The organism is Acetivibrio straminisolvens JCM 21531 (assembly GCF_000521465.1).
GTDB lineage: Bacteria > Bacillota > Clostridia > Acetivibrionales > Acetivibrionaceae > Hungateiclostridium > Hungateiclostridium straminisolvens.
Genome location: NZ_BAVR01000015.1, coordinates 31,246 through 53,714 on the forward strand (window position 1 = coordinate 31,246; position 22,469 = coordinate 53,714).

Consider the following 22,469-nt stretch of genomic DNA (forward strand, 5'->3'; position numbering starts at 1 on the left):
ATACAGGGTGGTACAGATATGAGCTACGATTTAATCGTTATTGGAGGAGGTCCGGCTGGGTACTGGGCTGCAAGAAGAGCTTCAGACGAAAATCTAAGGACATTGTTGATTGAAAAGAAATCAATCGGAGGAACATGCTTAAACGAGGGGTGTATACCTTCAAAGGTGTTGCTTAATTCTGCCAAGTTGTTTACGTCTGTAAAAGAAGGTGCAAAATTCGGGGTTGTGGCAGATAATGTTAAATTTGAACCGGAAACTGTGATTGAAAGAAAAAACAGAATTGTAAAGAAGCTCTCCGGGGGGATATTGAACCAGCTCAAATCCCGCGGTACTGAAATAATTTATGGGAAAGCAAAAATTATCGGCAAGATGGACGGAGTATTTGAGTTAACGGTTAATGATACTGTTGTCAGAGGGAAAAATCTTCTGATAGCTACCGGATCAAAACCTAAAATTCCTGTAATAGATGGAATTATGGAGGGTCTCGAGAACGGATATGTTTTAACAAACAGTGAGTTTCTCGATTTAAAATCACTGCCTGCTTCTCTCGTTATACTGGGAGCCGGTGCCGTTGGGCTGGAGACGGCCTCTTACTACTCAATGCTGGGATGTAAGGTAACTGTATTGGAAATGAGTGATCGGATAGCTTTAAATACCGGCAGAGGATTTGCAGAGAACTTGATGAAAATATTCAGGAAGAAAGGTATAGATTTTTATTTTAACAGCAGTATATTAAATATTTCTCACGATTCGATAACTTTTTATTCCAACGGGAGAGAATATGTACTGCATCCGGATTACGTACTTTTGTGTACAGGGAGAACACCTGTTGTTGACGAACTGGGCATTGAAAATATTGGGTTGACGCCGGAAAAAGACGGCATTAAAATCGATGAAACCTGTCAAACGAATATTTCGCGTGTTTATGCGGCCGGTGATGTGACGGGGGGATCCATGCTGGCCCATACGGCATTCAGGCAGGCGGATGTATGTGTCAATAATATTTTGGGCAAAAAGGATGTTATGAGATATGACAACATTCCTTATGTAATATATTCTTGTCCTGAAATTGCAGGAGTGGGAGAAACAGAAGAATCTGCTGCCGGAAAGGGCATTAATTATGAAAAACATACATTATCTTTGCAATACAGCGGCAGGTTTGTTGCGGAAAACGAGTCCGGCTTTGAATTGTGTGAGATATTGGTTGATAAAAACAGCCGCAGGTTGATAGGAGTTCATATTGCGGGAAGCTATGTATCGGAGATATATATGGTGCAGCTGTAATGATTGAAAGAAAAATGGAATTAAAGGACATCAAGGAAGTTGTTTTTCCTCATCCGAGCATATCGGAGATAATCCGGGAAGGGATTTTCCAGATAGATTCGATTTTAGGAAGCGAAGGCGGTTAGAGTGGATGTCAACCTGTAACTTAATACTGCCGGGATGCATGGAATATTCCCGAGCATTGGAACTGCAGAAAAAACTTTTAAATATGAGATATGAGAATGCAATCAACGATACTTTGATTTTATTGGAACACTCGCATGTATATACTGTTGGAAGAAACGGAAATATCAAAAACCTTTTGGTAGATGAAAGTTTTCTTGACCAAAGAAGCATAAAGCTGTTTAAAATTACACGGGGGGGAGATATTACGTATCATGGCCCCGGACAATTAGTGGGTTATCCGATAGTTGATCTCAATGGTTATGGAAGAAGTGTACATCGCTTTATGTCGATGATGGAAAACCTCTTTATTCGGCTGTTGAAAGAAGAGTTTGGTATATTAGCCGAAACTGACGAAAAATACCCGGGGATCTGGGTGAATAACAGCAAGTTGACTGCATTTGGATTTGGAGTTAAAAAGTGGATTACATATCACGGATTTGCCTTTAATGTGAATACTGACATGAGTTATTTTTCTAACATTATTCCTTGCGGAATAAAGGATAAGGGAGTAACATCGCTTGAAAACATTTTAAATCGAAGGGTGAATTTTGAAGATATTATGATGATGGTTTCGGATTATTTTAAAAAAATCTTTGGGTATAAGGAAATGTTGCAGGTGCGGTATGAGTAAACCGGTATTTCCTGAATGGTTAAAGGTCAAGGTAAATATCAACGGTTTGAGAAAAATTAATTCGATAGTAAGCAACTATTCTTTGCATACGGTATGTAACGAGGCGAGCTGTCCAAACATCGGAGAGTGCTTCGGAATCAATACAGCAACTTTTCTGATTCTTGGCAACCGTTGCACAAGGAATTGTAAATTTTGCAGAATTATGAATGAGCAACCTTTACGGGTGGACGGGGATGAGCCGGAAAGAATTGCCGGAGCCGTTGTTGAACTTCGGCTCTCTCATGTGGTGGTAACCTCAGTCACACGGGACGATTTGGAAGACGGTGGAGCCTCCCATTTTTTCAAAACGGTGAAAGCGATACACAGACATTCAAAAATGACTTCCGTAGAAGTTTTGGTACCTGATTTCAATGGAAATGAAAAATCGCTGAATACGGTATTGGAAGCAAAGGTTGATGTTTTAGGCCATAATATTGAAACGGTTGCTTCGCTTTATGGAACTGTAAGACCCGGGGCAAATTATGAACGTTCTCTGAGTCTCTTGTCAAAAGCAAAAAAGACCGACAGTAATATAATAACAAAATCAGGCTTTATGGTGGGGTTGGGTGAGACTGCGAATGAAGTGTTTGAGCTAATGAAAGACTTAAAAGATACAGGTTGCGATATACTGACCATAGGGCAATATCTCAAACCGTCCCGAAAACACATGGATGTTGTTGAATACGTTCATCCCGATATCTTTAAAGAGTATAAGCAAAAAGCATATCAGATTGGATTTAAGCATGTTGAATCCGGACCGCTGGTAAGAAGTTCATACCGTTCATCGGAAGCTTATAAAAGGTGCAGGCAACTAACGGTTAATCCGCATATGTAATTGAGGAAAAGTTTATCCATACTTAACATATGAGATTGCAAACCGTGGTTTTGCCTGCGGTTTATTTTATAAGTGTAATTGCGAATATATGGATGTTGCGGCGATTGCACAACCTTATTTTGTTTATCTCATTTCCGCCGAGATTATACTCGTACTGAAATATTTTTGCATTAAAGTGCAATTGCTTTGTTGTACCATCTTTGCGTTGATATGCTTCTCCGCTCCAAAACTGTTTTTCTCCGTATAAGGCAAACTGATAAAAATCCGATATGGATATTTCAACTTCACTTACCACGTTGTCGTCCATGAGAAATTCTATTTTCTCACTATAGCTTCCGTACTCGGAACAAGCCAGCATAAAAAACTCCGTATACTTTCCTTTTGGTATCTCGATCTCCTGGCCTTGGCAGGATATATTGTCACAGTCACCGGTCTTTGCTTTGCGTGCCATCTGAAATAGTTCACTGGAATTTAAACGTTTGTGCAATAGATCATCGTCCAGAAAATAGATTCCGTTTCCTGTCAAATCGGCAATGTCTCCGTCAGTATTGTTCAAAGCAAACCCTACATTGTTGAAATATTTGCTTAAATCTACTTTTTCGATGGTTTTCAGGCTGTTATAATATTTTTGGTTATACTCGTTCACCTTTTTCAAGAAATCAAGGAGCTTTAAATTATTTTCTTTTTCTTTTTGAGCATACTGTTCTTTTTCTTTTTGGGTAAAACACCTTTTTGTCAATGCCTTCTGATATAATCTGTAAAAACGGTTTTCTCTTGAAGTAATGTAATCATTACGCAGGGCAATATATTCATCTTCTTGAAAGATATAGTTCTTTTGATTATCCAAACACTGTTCCAGAGCCAGAAACAATCCCTTCACATTACCGATAAACTGCCTGGCGTAGAATTCCGGAAAAGTTGATATACTTTCGCTTAATTCCTGCAGGTTATCCATGATTTTTAGAAAATTGCTGTCATATTGCATCATATCCGATATAAAATAGCTGATTATCTGCTGAAATGTAATATGAGTGTTTTCATCGCTTTCAAGGGTAAAAAAGCCGTCAAAACAATCTTTCATGTATTTTTCGGCTTTTCCGGTATAATTGCTTTCCCACATGGTTGTAAGCATGTCTTCCGTTACTCTGATCGGAAACAGAACATCTGCATCATTATCAAGTAATTCCGTTCCACGCAAAAATGCACTGTCTCTGATACGGAATGTATTATTTTCCGAATTCCATGCGTCTATTACCAGAAGATGCAGTTGTTCTCCTTCTTCTGCCTTATAATAAATATTATAAAACAGAGAACTGTATTTCGTATAAACCAGTACAGGTTTTTTTCTTTTCATACATGCTTTCAGTTTCTGTATCATTTCTACCTTGTCGGATGCACGATGCCTTTCCAATCTAAGCCCCAGGCGTCTAAAAACATTATCGCTTCTGTTGGCAAAGGAGTCTAAGAACTCCTGATCGGGTATGGTTTCCTTCTTTGACCAGTTTTTTTCGACGGCTGACAGGATACCGAAATAATAATAAAAGTTTTTGTCATAATACCCTGCAGCCGCTGCCATTGGTATGTCAACACAGTCGAACATTTCCCTGGTGAATCCATCTTTATACATGTCAATATCCAACGAAACAAACACAGGTGAATCTCCTTTCCGTAAAACCTTTTTTGTATTAATAATTGAAATCAACATTTGCCTCATTATTGTATTTGTGACGGCAACACAATTTTTTTACAATTCCTCTTAACTGTTTTAAAGTTGCGAAGGGCTTTTTCATACTCGGACTCATTCCTTTCGACGTGCTGTTTATGTAAAATGAAACTGACATCGAAAATTTATCAATTCATTTATTATTATAATATACTTGTGATTAGTAAAACAAGCTAAGATATCAAACAGAGAACCGTCCGAAACCGCTGATTATATAATAAAATTTCAAAAATTATATGCTAAAATGAATAAATAAAGCATTTATTAATGAACTACTCGAAAAATCCTATTGTGAATATTACGGCAGACCTGTAAAAGTGCCGTAACATATGTTAAGACTTTTAATCCTTCGGTATTTATACAATTTAATCTATGAACGCATAAAAAAGAGACTTTATTAAACCTTGCTTGCATGTGGTTTCTTTGAATCAATCCTGAAGAATCGGAAAACAATTCTATGACAATTATGGGGGATACAAATCAGAGAGTAAATTCCCATAGGGGTATAGATTGCTGGGAAGAGTTAATTAACCACATTTATCATGATTTATGGCCTCAATATTTTGAAATCTTCGGATGAAAACTTTAGTGATACCGGCTTTGATTTAAAGATTTTGCACACGGCAATAACCAGACCCATGCATTATTTGCACGGTCTCTATAAAGGTAATATAGCTTCTCATTTGAAGGAATTTGCTTAGTAAATAAAAACTAGTGATATTGTTTTTGGAGTTTTGTTAAATATATTTATCAGTGATGTTTCACTACTTTTGAAAAGTCAAAAAGGTTATATTATAATAGGAATGCTTATTAAAATATAGATTTTAATAAGCAAAATATATCCGATAATTACTAATGGGGGAATTTAGCCAGTGCTTGAGATAATAAGCTGCAGCAGAAGAACGGATATTCCTGCCTTTTATTATGACTGGCTGCAAGAATGTCTAAAAAATAAATATGTTATGGTAAAAAATCCTTACAATAAATCCACATACATGGTGGATTTGTCTTGTGAAAAAGTGCACTCAATTTGCTTGTGGTCCAAGTCCTTTGCCAATGTACTAAAAGACCCGAAATATTTGTCGCTGTACAATCTCTATTTTCAGTTTACAATCACGGGGTATTCAAAGCTTTTAGAGCCAAATGTTGTTGACACAAATGAAGCGGTCAGACAGATGGAGCAACTGGCACGAAAGTACTCACCGCAGCAAATTAACTGGAGATTTGACCCTATTGTTTTTAGCTTAAAAGGAGAGAAAGAACCGGTACCGGAAAACTTTGAAAGAGCGAGGCTAAAGGTGTTTGAGGCTCTATGCAAAGATATTTCGTCTTTTGGAGTAAATCGCTGTACCATAAGCTTTCTTTGTTTGTATAAAAAAGTGGAGCAGAGAATGAAAAAATGCAATTTTACTTTTTCTCATCCTTCACAAAAAAAGCAAATTGAGTTTGTAAGTCAATTAGTTGAGATTGCTGATAAGTATGGGGTTACTATATATACATGCAGCAGTCCGGCTATTGAGTCAATACCCGGAGTAAAAAAGGGACATTGTATAGATGGAGCTTACCTTGAGGAATTGTTTGGAAAGAGAGCTTCGCGGGCAAAGGACTCGGGGCAGAGGAAAGAATGCGGATGCACCAGGTCAAAAGACATAGGAGGCTATGATGAACAGAGCTGCAAACATGGGTGCCTGTATTGCTATGCAAGATAGTTGAATTGGGATGTTGATTTGCTCATATAAAATGTATAAAATTGATATATAATATTTTTGCAAATATCCTTTGTTCTGTATTTATTACCCATTGCCATGAATGGCAATGGAGGATTTGAACTTCGAAAATATTTTGAAAATTTCCGGCTAATGAAAAGTGAATAAATGCCGGTTGACGACTGGCGTTAATGTTTTCTTACAGGGAGAGAGATTTATATGAGTGAAAAATACACAGAAATAAATTCTAAAGTTATTGATAAATGGGTGGAAGAAGGTTGGGAATGGGGGCAGCCCGTTAGTCATGAGATGTTTGAAAAGGCAAAGAACAATGATTGGTATGTGCTGTTAACCCCAACAAAACCTGTACCAAAGGACTGGTTTTGCGAAATAAAGAATGCTGAAATTTTGGGTTTGGCATGTGGCGGCGGACAGCAAATGCTATATTTGCAGCATTGGGTGCAAAATGTACGGTACTGGATTATTCGGAAAAGCAATTGCTTAAAGAAAAAGAGGTTGCCCAAAGAGAAAATTATGAGATTAGGATAGTTAAAGAAGATATGTCAAATCCTTTGCCTTTTGAAGATGAATCTTTTGACTTGATTTTTCATCCTGTTTCCAATTGCTATATCGAAGACGTTTATTCTGTTTGGAAAGAATGCTACAGGGTATTGAGAAAAGGCGGAATTCTATTGGCCGGATTAGATAACGGCATTAATTATGCTTTCGACGATGAGCAAAAAATGTTGGTTCGCAAATTGCCGTTTAATCCGTTGAAAGATGGGCAATTGTACCGGGAGTCAATAAAAAATAATTGGGGAATCCAGTTCTCCCACACCATAGAAGAGCAAATTGGAGGACAATTAAGAGCAGGGTTTGTTCTTACGGATATATATCAAGATACAAACGGAGAAGGCAGGCTTCATGAATTCAATGTGCCATCTTTTTTTGCAACAAGAGCAATCAAAAAGTAAGTAGCAACTTGAACACCGGTAGGAAAATTTGAAGTAGAAAATATATAGTTTATCGGGAGAGGATGGGTTTGTAATGGTTGGAGTAGAAATTGATATGATTGTGGCAGACAGTTTGAAAGCACTGGAATTGTACGAAAAAATATTTGATATTCAGCGCGTTGAGGTATCCAATCTTCCCAAAGGTGAAAATGAAGTTGTTTTTACTTTGTATGGAGCACGTTTTCACATGCTGGATGAAAATCCTGAATTCGGGTTAAAAGCACCGGACCCTGATAAACCCAATACAATTTGGTTTAATATAGCTGTCCCAGACATTAAGGAAACATTTGTAAAAGCGATAAACGCGGGGTGTACAGAGATACAGCCGGTGACCGAAATGCCTGATTACGGATTGTCAAATGCCATATTTTCCGACCCCTTCGGTTATCAATGGATGCTGCATCAAATACATAGGGAAGTAAGCCATGAAGAACGCATTCGGCTTTGGGAGAATTCTCGTGAAGAAAAAAATGAACATTAAAAAAGATGAGAAGTATGTTAATAAGCAGGAGATATGAATCTTCGATAAGCTCCTGCTTAAATTATATATGAATTTGTTTACATTTTATATTTAAAAGAGGAATTTTGCACTTGTTTATAGAATAATTCTATTAAAGCACGGAATAATTAACTACAAAATATTTGCATAAGGGGTTATTGGAAGTATGAAAGAGAACAATTTGAATATGATTAAAGTAGTGTTTCCGGATAATAGTGAAAGAGAAGTGTATGAAGGAATATCTTTGCAGGAATTGAGTGAAAAGTGCAAAAAAGAATATAAATCAACCATTGTAGCAGCAAAGGTTAACAACGACATAAAGGAATTAAGCTATCGTCTTTATGACAGTTGCCGGGTGGAGTTTATCGACCTTACGTATGAAGATGGAATGAGGATATATAAAAGGAGTCTTAGCTTTATTCTCATTAAGGCTGTAAATGATCTTTTTCCCGATAGAAAGGTTGTGATATGTCATTCCATCAGCAAGGGGATTTACTGTGAGGTTAAAGGCGATAAGCCTCTTACTGTTGAAGAAGTAGACATGATAAAAAATAGAATGATAGAACTTGTTAACTTAAAGATTCCTTTCATAAAGAAAATAATGTCCCTTGATGAGGCGCGGGAAGTCTTCAGGAAAATCGGAAGGATGGACAGATTCCGTTTTATAGAGCATAGAAAAAAGCCCTATGTAACTTTGTACGAATGCGATGGGTTTGAAGACTATTTTTACGGATATATGGTGCCTCATACGGGTTATTTGGATAGATTTGATTTAAAATACTACCATCCGGGCTTGATATTGATGAGTCCGGAAAAAACCAATCCGGACAAAATACCGGAGTACAAAGAACAAAAGAAGCTTTTCAGCATCTTTTCTGAGTACAAGAAATGGGGAAAAATACTTGGCGTTGAAGATGTGGGGGCTCTGAATGATATTGTCAAGGAAGGCAAAATAAATGAGCTTATAAGAGTTGCAGAAGCCTTGCATGAGAAGAAAATTGCGCAGATTGCGGATATGATAGCCTTTAATGAGCATAAGAAAAAAGTTGTTCTGATTGCCGGTCCTTCTTCATCGGGAAAGACCACCTTTGCCCATAGACTTTCAATACAGCTTAGGGTAAACGCTTGAGGCCTGTTACCATATCCTTGGATGATTATTTCGTCAACAGGGAGCTTACTCCCAAGGATGAAAACGGAGAATACGATTTTGAGGCTTTAGAGGCTATAGATATCAAGCTCTTCAACCAGCATCTTGCTGAGTTGACAGCGGGAAAGGAAGTTGACGTTCCGATTTTCAATTTTCCTAACGGCTGTAGAGAAAGCTTTTGCAGAAAGCTTAAAATCGATGAGGACCAGATAATCATAATTGAGGGAATACACGGTTGAATGAAAAATTGACAGCTTCAATTGCAAAGGAGAGCAAATTCAAGATATATGTAAGCGCACTTACATCGATGAATATAGATGAACACAATCGCATACCTACTACGGATACAAGAATTATTAGAAGAATCGTGAGGGACTTCCAATTTAGGGGTTGCAGTGCGGCAAACACTATAAACCGCTGGCCTTCGGTAAGAAGAGGTGAAGAAAGAAACATATTCCCGTTCCAGGAAGAGGCGGATGTAATGTTCAATTCGGCACTTATGTTTGAACTGGGAGTCTTAAAGACGTATGCCGAACCGCTGCTCATGGAAATTGATTCTTCTGAGCCTGAATACTCCGAGGCAAGAAGACTTATAGAGTTTTTGAGTAATTTCTTGTCCATAGACACAAAAGAGATTCCACCAACTCAATAATACGGGAGTTTATCGGCGGAAGTTGCTTTTATCACTAATAATATTACTGTGCAAATTATTAATGGGTTTTGGTCGATATAAAATGTAAAGGTTAAGGTGTGTGTATGAAGGCTAGAGAGATTTTGGAAATTCTGAATGCAGAGCTTTTAACAGGAGCTGAAAATCTTGATATGGAGTTTAATGCAGCTTGCGGCTCGGACCTTATGAGTGATGTTATGGCTTATGTCAAAGAAAATGTAGTTTTATTGACGGGGCTTGTGAACCCTCAAGTAGTCAGGACTGCTGAAATGATGGATATAAAGCTGATAGTTTTTATCAGAGGAAAAAGGCCTGAAGGAAAGATTATAGAAATGGCAAGAGAAAAAGGCATAGCCGTCATGACCACAAATGACCCAATGTTTATTGCGTGCGGAAAGTTGTATAGTGCAGGTATAACAGAAAGAGGTGTTTGGGATTGAGTGACGGTATAATAAGGAAAAGCTTTGTTATACCTGCAAACGATTTTACAATTGCCGGAGAAGCATCGAGCAGCGTCAAGAAAATGCTTATACAGCTTGGTGCAGATCCGCAGAAAGTAAAAAAGACAGCCATATCCATGTACGAGGCCGAGTTAAACGCTGTCATTCACGCCAATGGAGGAGTGGCGGAAGTAGAAATTGACAGGCATAAAGTTTTTATACGAATTAAGGATGAAGGCCCGGGAATACCTGATTTGGAGCTGGCTATGCAGGAAGGATATACAACCGCTCCGGATAGCATCCGTGAGATGGGATTCGGTGCCGGAATGGGTCTACCGAATATGAAAAGATATGCTGATAAGCTTGAAATAACAACGGAGGTAGGAAAAGGAACTGTTGTTGAGATTACCGTGTTTTTAACGGATAATGAAAAAGAGGACCATTAACGTGTTTGGGGGGATAACATGAGTCCGTACTTCCACTCGGTTACTCTGGATGAGGCCAAATGCAAAGGTTGTACCAACTGTATAAAGAGATGCCCCACAGAAGCAATTAGGGTAAGAAAGAGCAAAGCCAGAATCATAAATGAAAGGTGTATAGATTGCGGTGAGTGTATAAGGGTTTGTCCTTATCATGCCAAAAAGGCTATTACCGACCCTGTTTCCATTATAGATGACTATAAATACAAGGTTGCCATACCTGCTCCTACCCTATATGGACAGCTAAAGTCAGCGCAGTCGAGAGACCATATTCTCACAGCGCTTAAAATGTGTGGCTTTGACGATGTTTTTGAAGTTGCAAGGGCAGCCGAGATTATTACCAACGAAACAAAAAAGATACTTGAGGAGCAAAAATTTCAAAAACCTCTCATATCTTCTGCATGTCCAGCTGTTGTGAGACTTATTCAGGTAAGGTTTCCAAATCTTATTGATAATATATTAAAGCTTAAGTCACCAATGGAGGTTGCGGCAAAGATTGCAAAGGATGAAATAACCCGGGACAAGAAGATTCGCCAGGAAGATATCGGCGTATTTTTTATTACTCCTTGTGCCGCAAAAGTAACCAGCATAAAAGCGCCTTTGGACAAAGAAAAATCCTTTGTGGACGGAGCAATTTCAATTTCGGATATTTACTTAAAAGTACTTTCTTCTTTGGGCAAAATTGATAAAGTTGAGAAACTTTCAAGGGCAGGTTTTGTTGGAGTTCGATGGGCTAATTCCGGAGGAGAGAGCACGGCCCTTGGAACGGATAAATTTCTTGCTGTTGATGGCATTCATAATGTAATTGCAATTCTTGAGGAAATAGAGGACGAAAAGTTGGAGGATATAGATTTTGTTGAGGCTCTGGCGTGTCAGGGAGGCTGCCTTGGGGGTCCTTTAACTGTGGAGAATATGTATGTTGCCAAAACAGTAATTAAGAAATTTATTGACGAAGCAAAAGAAACGGGATTTGAGACAGCTTCAAACGAAAATTACCATTATGATATTGCATGGACGGGAAAAGTTGAGTACAGGCCAATAATGAAGCTGGACAAAGATTTTGATATAGCGATGAAGAAGCTTGAGACCCTTCATCTCATAAACAATGGATTGCCCGGTCTGGATTGCGGTGCATGCGGTGCTCCAAGCTGCAGGTCACTTGCCGAAGACATAGTAAGGGGCAATGCCAATGAAACCGACTGTATATTTAAACTGAGGGAAAAAGTAAGAAGCCTTGCAATTCAGATGATGGAGCTGGAAGCAAAGATGCCTCCTGTACTCGATAAAGATGAGACTTCGGAAATTAAATCTAAGAAAAGGGGAGATATTTGATGAAGGTTAGGGAATTTGCCGGGCAATTGAATATGGAGATATTGACAGGAGAAAATGGCCTGGAGAAAGAAATAAAGGGTATGTATATCTGCGACTTGTTAAGCTGGGTAATGTCCCATGCTACAAAAGGAGATGTATGGATTACAGTGCATACTCATGTCAATATTGTGGCAGTTGCTGTAATGGTGGATATACCTTGTATTATTATTCCTGAGGGGATTGAGGTCGAGGAGGCAACTATAAAGAAAGCTTCTGAGGAGGATATTGCAATATTGAGAACATCGAAAACTGCATATCAAATAGCTTGTGAAGCAGGAAAATTGTTATGAAAGTATACACAGACCTTCATATTCACTCTGCATTATCCCCCTGCTCGGATAATGAAATGACACCCAACAATATTGTCAACATGGCATTTTTAAAACAGCTTGATATCATTGCGGTGACCGACCACAATTCGGCCGAGAACTGCATTGCAGTGGCTGAGTGCGCGAAAAAGAGGGGAGTTGTTGCAGTGCCCGGCATGGAGCTTGAAACCAGGGAAGAGGTCCACCTCGTATGCCTTTTTCCCGGTATCGATGAGGCTCTTAGTATGCAGGAAATAGTGTATAATGCACTTCCGGATATAAAAACCGGGAGGATATATTTGGGGAGCAAATTGTTATGGATGCCCGGGATAATGTTTTGAGGCATGTGGACAGACTTCTTTTAACTGCATCAAACCTCGGCATTGACGATGTGTTTGGCCACGTTGGAGCATTGGGTGGTGTTGTAATTCCTGCCCATGTGGATCGCGATTCTTATAGTATTATTTCAAATCTGGGAGTTGTGCCAGAAAATCCCGAAATAAAATATCTCGAAATCTCAAAAATGTGCGACAAAAAAGCATATCTTGACAAAAATCCATATCTTCGGAGGTTTAATTTTATCAGGTCTTCCGATGCCCATTCATTAGGGGACATACTGGAAAGAGAGATTACCATAGAACTTGAGGAAGTAAGCATCGAATGCCTTATAGAGACATTGAGAAAATAACAAATTTTTATCAAATCATATACTGTATATAACACTTCATAAGAATACTGTATACAATTTTACATTGCGGTTTTAGTCCGTGAGATTTCTCACAATCCCTGATAATAAAAGCATTTCAAACTATTATAAGAACATTAAATGTAATACTAAAATGTATTGAATAATGTGTAAATATCTGATATAATTAAAGCGATATTGTTAAATTGTTAACATGCATTTTGGAAATGAAATCAAACGTCTGGTTAGGGGGTTATTAAAGAAATGAGCGCAAATGGTTGCTGCTGCTGCAGCGGAGTAGACTCTAGAGATCAAAAGCTGCAGGAAATAATCGAAAAATACAAGAATACAAGAGGGGCACTTGTTCCCGTACTGCATGAAGCACAGGAAGTGTACGGTTATCTGCCTCTGGAGGTTCAGAAAAAAATTGCTGAGGGTCTTAACGTGCCTTTGGCAGAGGTTTACGGTGTTGTAACATTCTATACCCAGTTTTCCTTAAATCCAAAAGGAAAATATAAGATCCAGGTTTGTATGGGTACTGCATGTTATGTTAAAGGTTCCGGAGCCATTTTGGAAAAGCTCAAAGAAAAGCTGGAAATTGATGTGGGAGGATGCACCGGTGACGGGAAGTTCTCTCTGGAAGCTTGCAGATGTATAGGAGCTTGCGGATTGGCACCGGTAATAACGATTAATGACGATGTATACGGCAGACTTGTACCGGATGACATAGAAGGAATACTTGAAAAGTATAAGGAATAATGAGAGACTTATCTTTACATTTAATGGATATGATACAGAACTCAATAACTGCCAAGGCGACTAGAATTAGCATTCTAATATGTGCGGACAGAGAGTCGGACCTTCTGGAGATGGAAGTAAAGGACAACGGTATAGGAATGGAAAGCGACTTTCTGAAAAATGTTGTCAATCCTTTTACCACTACAAGGGACACCAGACGAGTGGGTCTTGGTATTCCACTTTTGGAAGCTTCTGCAAACAGAGCTTCGGGTGAACTTAAAATCACTTCCGAGAAGTTTGTTGGTACTACGGTGAAGGCAAGTTTTAAAATATCGCACATAGACCGGATACCCTTGGGAGATTTGGCGCAGACTATGGAAGGTATTATCATTGCAAGGCCTGATATTGAATATGATCTTACTCTTGACAACAAAAAGGAAAGATTTAATTTCAACTCCTCTGATATAAAGAGGAGACTCGGAGAGGTTCCGATCACTAATTTTGAAGTGATTAAATGGATTGGCGAATATTTAAATGATGGTGTAAAGACTATTTTTGGAGGGATATTAGATGAAATCCTTAGCTGAATTAGAAGAAATAAGAAAAAAGACTCTTGATCAAATAAATTTAAGAACAAACAATCAGGATGTAAGAGTTGTTGTAGGTATGGCAACATGTGGTATTGCTGCCGGAGCAAGACCGGTTATGAATGCATTTGTTGAAGAATTAAGCAAAAGGAATTTAAGCAATGTAGCGGTTACAATGACAGGATGTATTGGTATTTGCAAACTTGAACCTGTTGTTGAGGTAATTGACAAGGACGGCAGCAAGGTAACATATGTTAAAATGACTCCCGAAAAGGTTGCACGTGTTGTTGCGGAGCACATAGTAAACGGAAGAGTTTGTGCAGAATATACCATCGCGGAGGCAGAGAAATAGTTACTTTTTTATTTTTGTTAAGGAGGGTTATAAATGCAATTATATAGAGCGCATGTTCTGGTTTGTGGGGGTACAGGCTGTACTTCATCAAACTCCAATAAAATAATTAGTGAGTTGGAAGCACAGATTGCCAATAGTGGTATACAGAACGAAGTAAAAGTTGTAAGAACCGGATGCTTTGGACTTTGTGCCGAAGGCCCGATTATAGTGGTTTATCCTGAAGGTTCAATGTATACAATGGTCAAAGTTGAAGATGTAAAAGAAATAGTTGAAGAGCATCTTGTAAAAGGAAGAATCGTAAAAAGGCTTCTTCCCGGCGGCAACGTCAAGGATGAGAATGTTTCGGCAGAGAGCAGTGACTTTTTTGCAAAACAGCATAGAATTGCGTTAAGGAACTGCGGTGTTATAAATCCTGAGAATATTGACGAGTATATTGCTTTTGAAGGATATAAGGCATTGGGAAAAGTATTGACAGAAATGACTCCCCAAGATGTTGTTGATGTTATTAAAAGATCCGGCTTGAGAGGAAGAGGGGGCGGAGGTTTCCCTACAGGAATCAAGTGGGAGTTTGCCATGAAGCAGGAGGCAGATCAGAAATATGTATGTTGTAACGCCGACGAGGGAGACCCTGGTGCGTTTATGGACAGAAGTGTTCTTGAAGGAGACCCTCATTCTGTAATTGAAGCTATGGCGATTGCAGGTTACGCTATAGGTGCAAATCAGGGATATGTTTATGTAAGAGCGGAATATCCGATTGCTGTAAAGAGACTTGGTATTGCCATACAGCAGGCAAAAGATTATGGGCTTCTCGGTAAGAACATATTTGGAACGGACTTTAGCTTTGACCTTGAGATAAGGCTTGGTGCCGGAGCTTTTGTGTGCGGTGAGGAAACTGCTCTTATGACATCAATAGAAGGACATAGAGGAGAGCCGAGACCAAGGCCGCCATTCCCTGCGGTAAAAGGTTTGTGGCAAAAACCGACTATACTGAATAATGTTGAGACCTACGCAAACATCCCTCAGATTATTCTAAATGGTGCCGAATGGTTTGCAAGCATTGGTACTGAAAAGAGCAAAGGTACCAAGGTATTTGCAGTGGGAGGTAAAATCAATAATACCGGTTTGGTTGAAATTCCTATGGGTACAACTCTGAGAGAAGTTATTTACGACATAGGAGGAGGAATACCGAACGGTAAGAAGTTTAAAGCTGCTCAGACCGGAGGCCTTCCGGAGGATGTATTCCTGCAAGCCATATTGATACGCCGATTGACTATGATTCATTAATCCAGTTGGGCTCAATGATGGGTTCCGGCGGACTTATAGTTATGGACGAAGATACCTGTATGGTTGATATAGCAAAGTTCTTCCTCGAATTTACCGTTGATGAGTCATGCGGTAAGTGTCCTCCATGCCGTATAGGAACAAAGAGAATGTATGAAATTCTTGAAAGAATTACTGAAGGTAAAGGAGAAGAGGGAGATATTGAAAAGCTGGAGATTCTGGCAAAGAATATAAAGGCAGCAGCTTTGTGCGGATTGGGACAGACAGCTCCGAATCCTATTCTCAGCACATTAAGATACTTCAGGGATGAATATATTGAACACGTTAGGGATAAGAAGTGCTCTGCAGGAGTTTGTAAGTCATTGATGCACTTTGAAATAGATGCGGAAAAATGTAAGTGCTGCGGAATTTGTGCAAAGCAGTGTCCTGTAGGTGCAATAAGCGGTGAAAAGAAGGTTCCGTATGTTATAGATCAAAACAAATGTATCAAGTGTGGCGTTTGTGTAGAGAAATGTCCGTTTAAGGTCATTTCTAAAAAAGCCTAAAGGAAGGAGAGGTTAAGAGATGCAAATGGTGAACATTACTATAGATAACTGCAAGATACAGGTTCCGGCCAATTACACCGTGCTGGAAGCTGCAAGACAGGCTAATATAGACATACCTACGCTTTGCTTCCTCAAAGATATAAATGAAGTAGGTGCCTGCCGTATGTGTGTAGTGGAAGTTAAAGGTGCCAGAAGCCTTCAGGCAGCCTGTGTATATCCCGTATCCGAGGGACTTGAAGTATACACTCAGACACCTGCGGTAAGGGAAGCCAGAAAGGTTACCTTGGAGCTTATATTGTCAAACCATGAAAAGAAATGCTTGACCTGTGTGAGAAGTGAAAATTGTGAACTGCAAAGATTAGCAAAAGATTTGAATGTTAAAGATATCAGATTTGAAGGTGAAACGAGCAATTTACCGATAGACGATCTTTCTCCTTCTGTTGTAAGAGATCCGAACAAGTGCGTTCTGTGCAGACGTTGTGTCAGTATGTGTAAAAATATTCAGAGTGTTGGAGCTATTGAAGTTACCGAGAGAGGATTCCGCACTACTGTATCAACAGCCTTTAACAAACCTCTCAGTGAAGTACCTTGCGTAAACTGCGGACAGTGTATCAATGTATGTCCTGTGGGAGCATTGAGGGAAAAGGATGATATCGAGAAGGTTTGGGATGCTCTTGCAAATCCTGAGCTTCATGTATTGGTTCAGACAGCTCCGGCGGTTAGGGTTGCATTGGGAGAAGAGTTTGGAATGCCTATCGGTTCTAGAGTAACCGGTAAAATGGTATCGGCATTAAGCAGACTGGGCTTTGACAAAGTATTTGATACCGATACGGCTGCTGACCTTACAATAATGGAAGAAGGTACTGAACTTTTAAACAGGATTAAAAACGGCGGAAAGCTTCCTTTGATAACATCCTGCAGTCCGGGATGGATAAAGTTCTGTGAGCATAATTATCCTGAGTTTTTAGATAATTTGTCCAGCTGTAAATCACCTCAAGAGATGTTTGGTGCGGTTTTGAAATCCTACTATGCTCAGAAAAATGGAATTGATCCTTCAAAGATATTTGTTGTATCGATAATGCCATGTACTGCAAAGAAGTTTGAGTCTCAAAGACCGGAGCTTTCTTCAACAGGTTATCCTGATGTGGATGTTGTTCTTACCACAAGGGAGCTTGCAAGAATGATTAAAGAAGCAGGTATTGACTTCAAATCCCTTCCGGATAAGCAGTTTGATGACCCTATGGGCGATGCATCCGGAGCCGGTGTAATCTTTGGAACTACCGGAGGAGTTATGGAAGCAGCTATCAGGACTGTTAGCGAAATACTGAGCGGTAAATCTGCAGACAATATTGAGTATAATGATGTAAGAGGTCTTGAAGGCATAAAAGAGGCATCTGTGGAATTGGAAGGCATTACGCTGAAGGCTGCTGTTGCTCACGGTCTCGGTAATGCTAGAAAACTTCTTGACAAAATAAAAGCTGGAGAGGCGGATTACCATTTTGTTGAGATAATGGCATGTCCCGGCGGTTGTGTAAACGGTGGAGGACAGCTATACAGCCATCAGTGGTAAGAAGTTGGACAGATTTGAGAAGCGAAAGAGCAAAAGCAATTTACGAAGAGGATAGAGAATTGCCTATAAGAAAATCCCATGAGAATCCAAAGGTAAAGATGCTGTATGATGAATACTTTGGAGAGCCGGGTGGTCACAAGGCTCACGAACTCTTGCATACTCATTATGTAAAGAGAGAAAACTATCCTATTGAATAATATAAATTAAAGAAAAAACTAAAAACTGTTCTGTTGATTAAAGTTAAATAAATGATATAATAGGGTCAGGCATATAAAGCCTGACCTTTTTTAAAGTGTTTTTAGCAAAGTATTTTTATCGTGATGGATGTTAGCTAATAACTTTTTGGAGGTAGGCAGTTTGGATATAGAAATTAGCAAAAGACTAAAAGAAATATACAATCTTATGTATGAAAGAAGTGGTTCTAGAAACTGGTGGCCGGCTGATACCAAGTTTGAGGTTATAGTTGGAGCGATACTGGCACAATTTGTTTCGTGGAAAAATGTTGAAAGCGCAATTCAAAATCTTATTAGGGAAAATTTACTCAGTATAGAAGGCATCTGCAATGCAGAAACTGAAAAGCTGGAGGAGCTTATAAGGTCTACAAGATTCTATAAACAGAAAGCAAGAAAATTAAAAGAATTCTGTGGATATGTCAAGGAGAAATACAATGCCGATTTGGACAGCTTCTTTGACAAAGATATTTATGAGCTCAGAAAAGAGCTGCTTTCATTATATGGTATAGGCGAGGAAACAGCTGACAGCATTATTCTATATGCTGCCGAAAAACCTATATTTGTTGTGGATGCATACACCCGAAGGGTTTTCAATAGACTGGGTTATTTTAATGAGGACATTACATACGGGGAAATGCAGAAGTTCTTTATGGAGAATCTGGAGCATGATACAAAGCTGTTTAACGATTTTCATGCCCAAATAGACGGAGTGGGAAACAAGTACTGTAATGGTAAAAAGCCGGACTGCAAGGAATGTCCTTTGGAAAGCATATGCAAAAAATGCGGTCTTAATTTATAAAATTAATTTATAAAATATATAGATATGTATTTTGAATTTTCAAAACAAAAATAAAATTGATATAAAAGAGGTAGAACAATGGCAAAGCAACTGTGGAAACCATCTACTATACTAAATCCGGTTCCGGCCGTCATGGTAAGCTGCTGCGATAGGGAAGGAAAGCCCAATATAATTACTATTGCCTGGGCCGGAACAATTAATTCGAAACCTCCAATGGTTTCAATATCTATAAGGAAAGAACGGTACTCATACAATCTAATTAAAGAAAAAAGACAGTTTGTTATAAATCTTACCACCAGAAAGCTGGCTTTTGCTGCCGACTTTTGCGGTGTAAAGTCCGGCAGGGACGTTGATAAGTTTGAAGCTATGAAGTTGACCTGCGAAAAAGCTTCTGTAGTGGATGTGCCGTTGATAAAGGAGAGTCCTGTGAACATTGAGTGCACAGTGAAGGATATAATTGAGTTGGGTTCTCACGATATGTTTATAGCAGAGATTGAAGCCGTAAATGTGGATGAGTCCATCATTGATAAAAACGGAAGGCTTTGCATGGAGAAAGCAGACCTTATATGCTACTCCCATGGTGAGTACTGGTCTTTGGAAAAATCATTAGGGTATTTTGGATATTCGATAACTAAAAAGAAGAAGGTTTTGAGAAGAAGGACAAGTAATAAAAAAGGCAGATAGGGTAAAAACCTTGTCTGCCTTTTTAAATATCTTTAATTTGTTAATTGGATTTCTTATTATTTTCTTGCAACTCCGGTCTTTCTTGCAGCCTCAGCAACTGCTGCAGCTACAGTCTTTCCAACTCTCGGATCGAATGGGAGCGGAAGAATGAAATCAGGATTAAGCTCTTCATCACTTACTAATGAAGCTATTGCTTTCGCAGCAGCTATCTTCATTTCGTCATTGATGTCACTTGCTCTTACGTCAAGCGCACCTCTGAATATTCCAGGGAATGCAAGAACATTGTTTATCTGGTTCGGGAAGTCGGATCTTCCTGTACCTATTACTTTTGCTCCTGCTTCTCTTGCTTCGTCAGGCATTATTTCAGGAGTCGGATTTGACATTGCGAATATGATCGGATCCTTAGCCATGGATCTAACCATATCCTTTGTAACTGTTCCCGGAACAGAAAGTCCGATGAACACGTCAGCACCCTTAATTACGTCTTCAAGAGTACCTTTCTTTTTCTCGAGGTTTGAGATTTTAGCCATAAGAGCTTTTTCGCCGTTCAAATTATCTCTGCCCTCATAAATTGCTCCTTTGGTATCGCAGAGGATAACTTTCTTAAGACCCATGCTCATAAGGAGTCTTGTTACAGCTATACCTGCAGCACCCGAACCGTTTACAACAACTTCTATATCTTCGATTTTCTTATCAACAAGTTTTAATGCGTTGATCATTGCAGCAACAGTAACAATAGCAGTACCGTGCTGATCATCATGGAAAATCGGAATATCACATTCTTCTTTAAGTCTTCTTTCAATTTCAAAGCATCTTGGAGCAGATATATCTTCGAGGTTTATACCTCCGAAGCTTCCGGAAATAAGCTTAATTGTGTTTACAATTTCGTCTACATCTTTTGATTTAATGCAGAGTGGGAATGCGTCTACATCACCAAACTTTTTGAAAAGTACGCATTTACCTTCCATTACAGCATTCCAGCCTCAGGACCTATGTCTCCGAGACCCAAAACTGCCGTACCGTCAGTGATAACTGCTACAAGATTCCAACGTCTTGTATATTCATAGGAAAGATTAACATCCTTTTGAATTGCAAGACATGGTTCTGCTACACCGGTGTATATGCAAGGGACAAATCCTGTTTGCTGTCAACAGGAACCTTGTTTATAACTTCAATTTTTCCCTTCCATTCGCCGTGAAGCCTTAATGATTCTTTTCTGTAATCCATTTAATTCTACCTCCAAATTATATTATTAAATATCTGCGGATATTCATTTACAATTATAAATTCTTTACTTCGTTCAATACAGCTTTTACCTGATTTGCTGAATGTCTTAAAGCTTCTTCTTCTTCAGGAGTCATGTTAAAGTGGAGAACTTCCTGAACACCTTCGGAATTGACGATGGATGGAAGGCTGATTGCAACGTCTTCTATTCCATACATACCGTTTATAACGGTTCCGACAGTTCTGATTGTATTCTGATTTTTAAGAAGCGTTTCAACTATTGTATTAATTGAAACTGCAATACCGTAGTATGTTGCACCTTTGTTCTTAATAATAGTTGCACCGGCTGTTTTAACATCTTCGGCAATTTTAATCTTATCTTCTTCTTTAAAATCGTATTTTGGATCATTGATATAATCGTTGATGTTTTTACCTGCAATATGTGTACAACTCCACAATGGAAGCTGTGAATCACCATGTTCACCGATTATGTAACCATGTACATTCTTTGCGTCAACGCCTAACTTTTCACTTAACAAGTATCTGAATCTAATACTGTCAAGTACAGTACCGGAACCTATAACTTTTCCGACAGGAAGACCGGACACTTCTGAATCATATAAGTAATAATATCAACGGGATTGGATACTACAAGTATTACACCATGGTTGTAGTGCTTCATAATGTTTTGAGTTAATTCTTTGGCTATTAAAACATTTTTCTTTGCCAGATCGAGACGTGTTTCACCCGGTTTTCTGTTGGCACCGGCTGTGACAACTATAACGTCACAGTCTTTGATGTCCGAATAGTCGCCGGCATATAAAGACATTTGCCCCATGAAGGGAAGACCGTGGTTTATGTCCATAGCCTCACCCATAGCTTTTTCCTTAAATACATCGATTAAAACCAGTTCATTTGCAGTTTGCTGTAAAGCCATTGTGAAGGCTGCGGACGCACCCACAAAACCAGTACCTATGATTGCAACTTTTGACTTACTTTTTACCATTTGCATACCATTCCTTTCAATTGCCCAATATATTTAACGAATTAGATCGTTTGTTGATTGGAGCTTATTTAAATTTTAACTGCGGAATTAAATCCACAGATATTATCACTGATTGGAAACCTGTGTTTAATGTACTTTGGTGAAAATTTGCAAGCTAAAACATCTAAAATTGTAAATGTTGAAGCTATGTAACAAATTTTCCCCCATTTTAATTTAATCTAATTAAACACATTGATAACATTTTAACATTAATTTAAATCTGCGTCCATAACTGAAAAAGGGAAATGCATTACTTTATAAAATCAAATTTTGAAGTTATCAAGAAATTATGACTGTTTTCTCCCTGGGATGCAAGATTTCGCGATATTTCATGCATTTGAATTTTTTTTTTTATAAAAACTACCCTTTGAAAAGGCAATTCCCATAGGTGACCCGGATAGACTTTTTTGCCGATA

The 22,469-nt window shown here is 38.8% G+C and carries 16 protein-coding genes and 7 pseudogenes; 20 read left to right on the plus strand and 3 right to left on the minus strand.

Annotated features, from left to right (window positions below; genetic code table 11):
• The first annotated feature begins 18 nt into the window (after positions 1–18).
• The 4 genes from JCM21531_RS05855 to lipA are packed head-to-tail and all read left to right on the plus strand — an operon-like array spanning position 19 to position 2,954.
• On the plus strand, positions 19–1,284 hold the full coding sequence (locus tag JCM21531_RS05855; protein WP_059387190.1) for a dihydrolipoyl dehydrogenase family protein: 1,266 nt from the start codon (positions 19–21) through the stop codon (positions 1,282–1,284).
• A complete protein-coding gene (locus JCM21531_RS23585) occupies positions 1,284–1,409 on the plus strand; it encodes a hypothetical protein (protein WP_279378986.1) in 126 nt (41 codons plus the stop codon). Before JCM21531_RS05855 ends, JCM21531_RS23585 begins: the two co-directional genes overlap by 1 nt.
• Before the next feature lie 5 nt (positions 1,410–1,414).
• On the plus strand, positions 1,415–2,080 hold the full coding sequence (gene lipB, locus JCM21531_RS05860; RefSeq protein WP_038288196.1) for a lipoyl(octanoyl) transferase LipB: 666 nt from the start codon (positions 1,415–1,417) through the stop codon (positions 2,078–2,080).
• Positions 2,073–2,954, plus strand: a complete 882-nt coding sequence (lipA, locus tag JCM21531_RS05865) for a lipoyl synthase (RefSeq protein WP_054847020.1) — start codon at positions 2,073–2,075, stop codon at positions 2,952–2,954. Before lipB ends, lipA begins: the two co-directional genes overlap by 8 nt.
• A gap of 61 nt (positions 2,955–3,015) precedes the next feature.
• Here the strand turns inward: lipA and JCM21531_RS05870 are convergent, their stop codons facing one another.
• The gene (locus JCM21531_RS05870) at positions 3,016–4,605 is read right to left on the minus strand and encodes a beta-sandwich domain-containing protein (protein WP_131464407.1); all 1,590 of its coding nucleotides are present in this window, start codon (positions 4,603–4,605) and stop codon (positions 3,016–3,018) included.
• Positions 4,606–5,549: 944 nt separating this feature from the next.
• Here JCM21531_RS05870 and JCM21531_RS05875 point away from each other — a divergent pair.
• From JCM21531_RS05875 to JCM21531_RS05950, 16 genes and pseudogenes are all read left to right on the plus strand, one after another.
• A complete protein-coding gene (locus JCM21531_RS05875) occupies positions 5,550–6,386 on the plus strand; it encodes a DUF1848 domain-containing protein (protein ID WP_038288202.1) in 837 nt (278 codons plus the stop codon).
• Between the two features lie 216 nt (positions 6,387–6,602).
• Positions 6,603–7,357 (plus strand): annotated as a pseudogene (locus JCM21531_RS25025) (class I SAM-dependent methyltransferase).
• A 73-nt stretch (positions 7,358–7,430) separates the two neighbouring features.
• Positions 7,431–7,877: a VOC family protein gene (locus JCM21531_RS05885; RefSeq protein ID WP_038288205.1), complete on the plus strand. Its 447-nt coding sequence runs from the start codon at positions 7,431–7,433 to the stop codon at positions 7,875–7,877.
• A 184-nt stretch (positions 7,878–8,061) separates the two neighbouring features.
• A pseudogene (locus JCM21531_RS05890) lies at positions 8,062–9,732 on the plus strand (uridine kinase family protein).
• Between the two features lie 66 nt (positions 9,733–9,798).
• Positions 9,799–10,152, plus strand: a complete 354-nt coding sequence (locus JCM21531_RS05895) for a DRTGG domain-containing protein (RefSeq protein ID WP_038288208.1) — start codon at positions 9,799–9,801, stop codon at positions 10,150–10,152.
• Positions 10,149–10,598 carry an ATP-binding protein gene (locus JCM21531_RS05900; RefSeq protein ID WP_038288211.1) on the plus strand — a complete coding sequence of 150 codons (450 nt, stop codon included), beginning with the start codon at positions 10,149–10,151 and terminating at the stop codon, positions 10,596–10,598. Before JCM21531_RS05895 ends, JCM21531_RS05900 begins: the two co-directional genes overlap by 4 nt.
• A gap of 18 nt (positions 10,599–10,616) precedes the next feature.
• Positions 10,617–11,963, plus strand: a complete 1,347-nt coding sequence (locus JCM21531_RS05905; protein WP_038288212.1) for a [Fe-Fe] hydrogenase large subunit C-terminal domain-containing protein — start codon at positions 10,617–10,619, stop codon at positions 11,961–11,963.
• Entirely contained in the window at positions 11,963–12,292 is a 330-nt protein-coding gene (locus tag JCM21531_RS05910) for a DRTGG domain-containing protein (RefSeq protein ID WP_038288214.1), read from the plus strand. Before JCM21531_RS05905 ends, JCM21531_RS05910 begins: the two co-directional genes overlap by 1 nt.
• Positions 12,289–12,998 (plus strand): annotated as a pseudogene (locus tag JCM21531_RS25030) (PHP domain-containing protein). Before JCM21531_RS05910 ends, JCM21531_RS25030 begins: the two are co-directional and overlap by 4 nt.
• Positions 12,999–13,259: 261 nt before the next feature.
• Positions 13,260–13,754, plus strand: a complete 495-nt coding sequence (nuoE, locus tag JCM21531_RS05920) for an NADH-quinone oxidoreductase subunit NuoE (protein ID WP_038288229.1) — start codon at positions 13,260–13,262, stop codon at positions 13,752–13,754.
• 23 nt (positions 13,755–13,777) lie between these two features.
• Positions 13,778–14,320: an ATP-binding protein gene (locus tag JCM21531_RS05925; protein ID WP_243467296.1), complete on the plus strand. Its 543-nt coding sequence runs from the start codon at positions 13,778–13,780 to the stop codon at positions 14,318–14,320.
• Positions 14,304–14,672: a (2Fe-2S) ferredoxin domain-containing protein gene (locus tag JCM21531_RS05930; RefSeq protein ID WP_038288236.1), complete on the plus strand. Its 369-nt coding sequence runs from the start codon at positions 14,304–14,306 to the stop codon at positions 14,670–14,672. The genes JCM21531_RS05925 and JCM21531_RS05930 overlap by 17 nt, the downstream gene beginning before the upstream one ends.
• Positions 14,673–14,705: 33 nt before the next feature.
• Positions 14,706–16,498 (plus strand): annotated as a pseudogene (nuoF, locus tag JCM21531_RS05935) (NADH-quinone oxidoreductase subunit NuoF).
• 19 nt (positions 16,499–16,517) lie between these two features.
• Positions 16,518–18,265: pseudogene (locus JCM21531_RS05940) on the plus strand (NADH-dependent [FeFe] hydrogenase, group A6).
• A 160-nt stretch (positions 18,266–18,425) separates the two neighbouring features.
• Complete coding sequence (locus JCM21531_RS05945; RefSeq protein ID WP_038288239.1) at positions 18,426–19,100, plus strand: endonuclease III domain-containing protein; 675 nt, start codon at positions 18,426–18,428, stop codon at positions 19,098–19,100.
• A gap of 78 nt (positions 19,101–19,178) precedes the next feature.
• On the plus strand, positions 19,179–19,784 hold the full coding sequence (locus JCM21531_RS05950) for a flavin reductase family protein (RefSeq protein WP_038288241.1): 606 nt from the start codon (positions 19,179–19,181) through the stop codon (positions 19,782–19,784).
• A gap of 56 nt (positions 19,785–19,840) precedes the next feature.
• Here JCM21531_RS05950 and JCM21531_RS05955 read toward each other — a convergent pair.
• Positions 19,841–21,011: pseudogene (locus JCM21531_RS05955) on the minus strand (NAD(P)-dependent malic enzyme).
• Between the two features lie 53 nt (positions 21,012–21,064).
• Positions 21,065–22,020 (minus strand): annotated as a pseudogene (locus tag JCM21531_RS05960) (L-lactate dehydrogenase).
• Positions 22,021–22,469 lie beyond the last annotated feature (449 nt).

Bases quoted from the DNA above. Each gene is read 5' to 3' on its own strand.
- JCM21531_RS05950 (WP_038288241.1), top strand. From the start codon at position 19,179: ATGGCAAAGCAACTGTGGAAACCATCTACTATACTAAATCCGGTTCCG.
- JCM21531_RS05885 (WP_038288205.1), top strand. From the start codon at position 7,431: ATGGTTGGAGTAGAAATTGATATGATTGTGGCAGACAGTTTGAAAGCA.
- JCM21531_RS05895 (WP_038288208.1), top strand. From the start codon at position 9,799: ATGAAGGCTAGAGAGATTTTGGAAATTCTGAATGCAGAGCTTTTAACA.
- nuoE (WP_038288229.1), top strand. From the start codon at position 13,260: ATGAGCGCAAATGGTTGCTGCTGCTGCAGCGGAGTAGACTCTAGAGAT.
- JCM21531_RS05925 (WP_243467296.1), top strand. From the start codon at position 13,778: ATGGATATGATACAGAACTCAATAACTGCCAAGGCGACTAGAATTAGC.
- lipA (WP_054847020.1), top strand. From the start codon at position 2,073: ATGAGTAAACCGGTATTTCCTGAATGGTTAAAGGTCAAGGTAAATATC.
- JCM21531_RS05910 (WP_038288214.1), top strand. From the start codon at position 11,963: ATGAAGGTTAGGGAATTTGCCGGGCAATTGAATATGGAGATATTGACA.
- JCM21531_RS23585 (WP_279378986.1), top strand. From the start codon at position 1,284: ATGATTGAAAGAAAAATGGAATTAAAGGACATCAAGGAAGTTGTTTTT.
- JCM21531_RS05930 (WP_038288236.1), top strand. From the start codon at position 14,304: ATGAAATCCTTAGCTGAATTAGAAGAAATAAGAAAAAAGACTCTTGAT.
- JCM21531_RS05855 (WP_059387190.1), top strand. From the start codon at position 19: ATGAGCTACGATTTAATCGTTATTGGAGGAGGTCCGGCTGGGTACTGG.
- lipB (WP_038288196.1), top strand. From the start codon at position 1,415: ATGTCAACCTGTAACTTAATACTGCCGGGATGCATGGAATATTCCCGA.
- JCM21531_RS05905 (WP_038288212.1), top strand. From the start codon at position 10,617: ATGAGTCCGTACTTCCACTCGGTTACTCTGGATGAGGCCAAATGCAAA.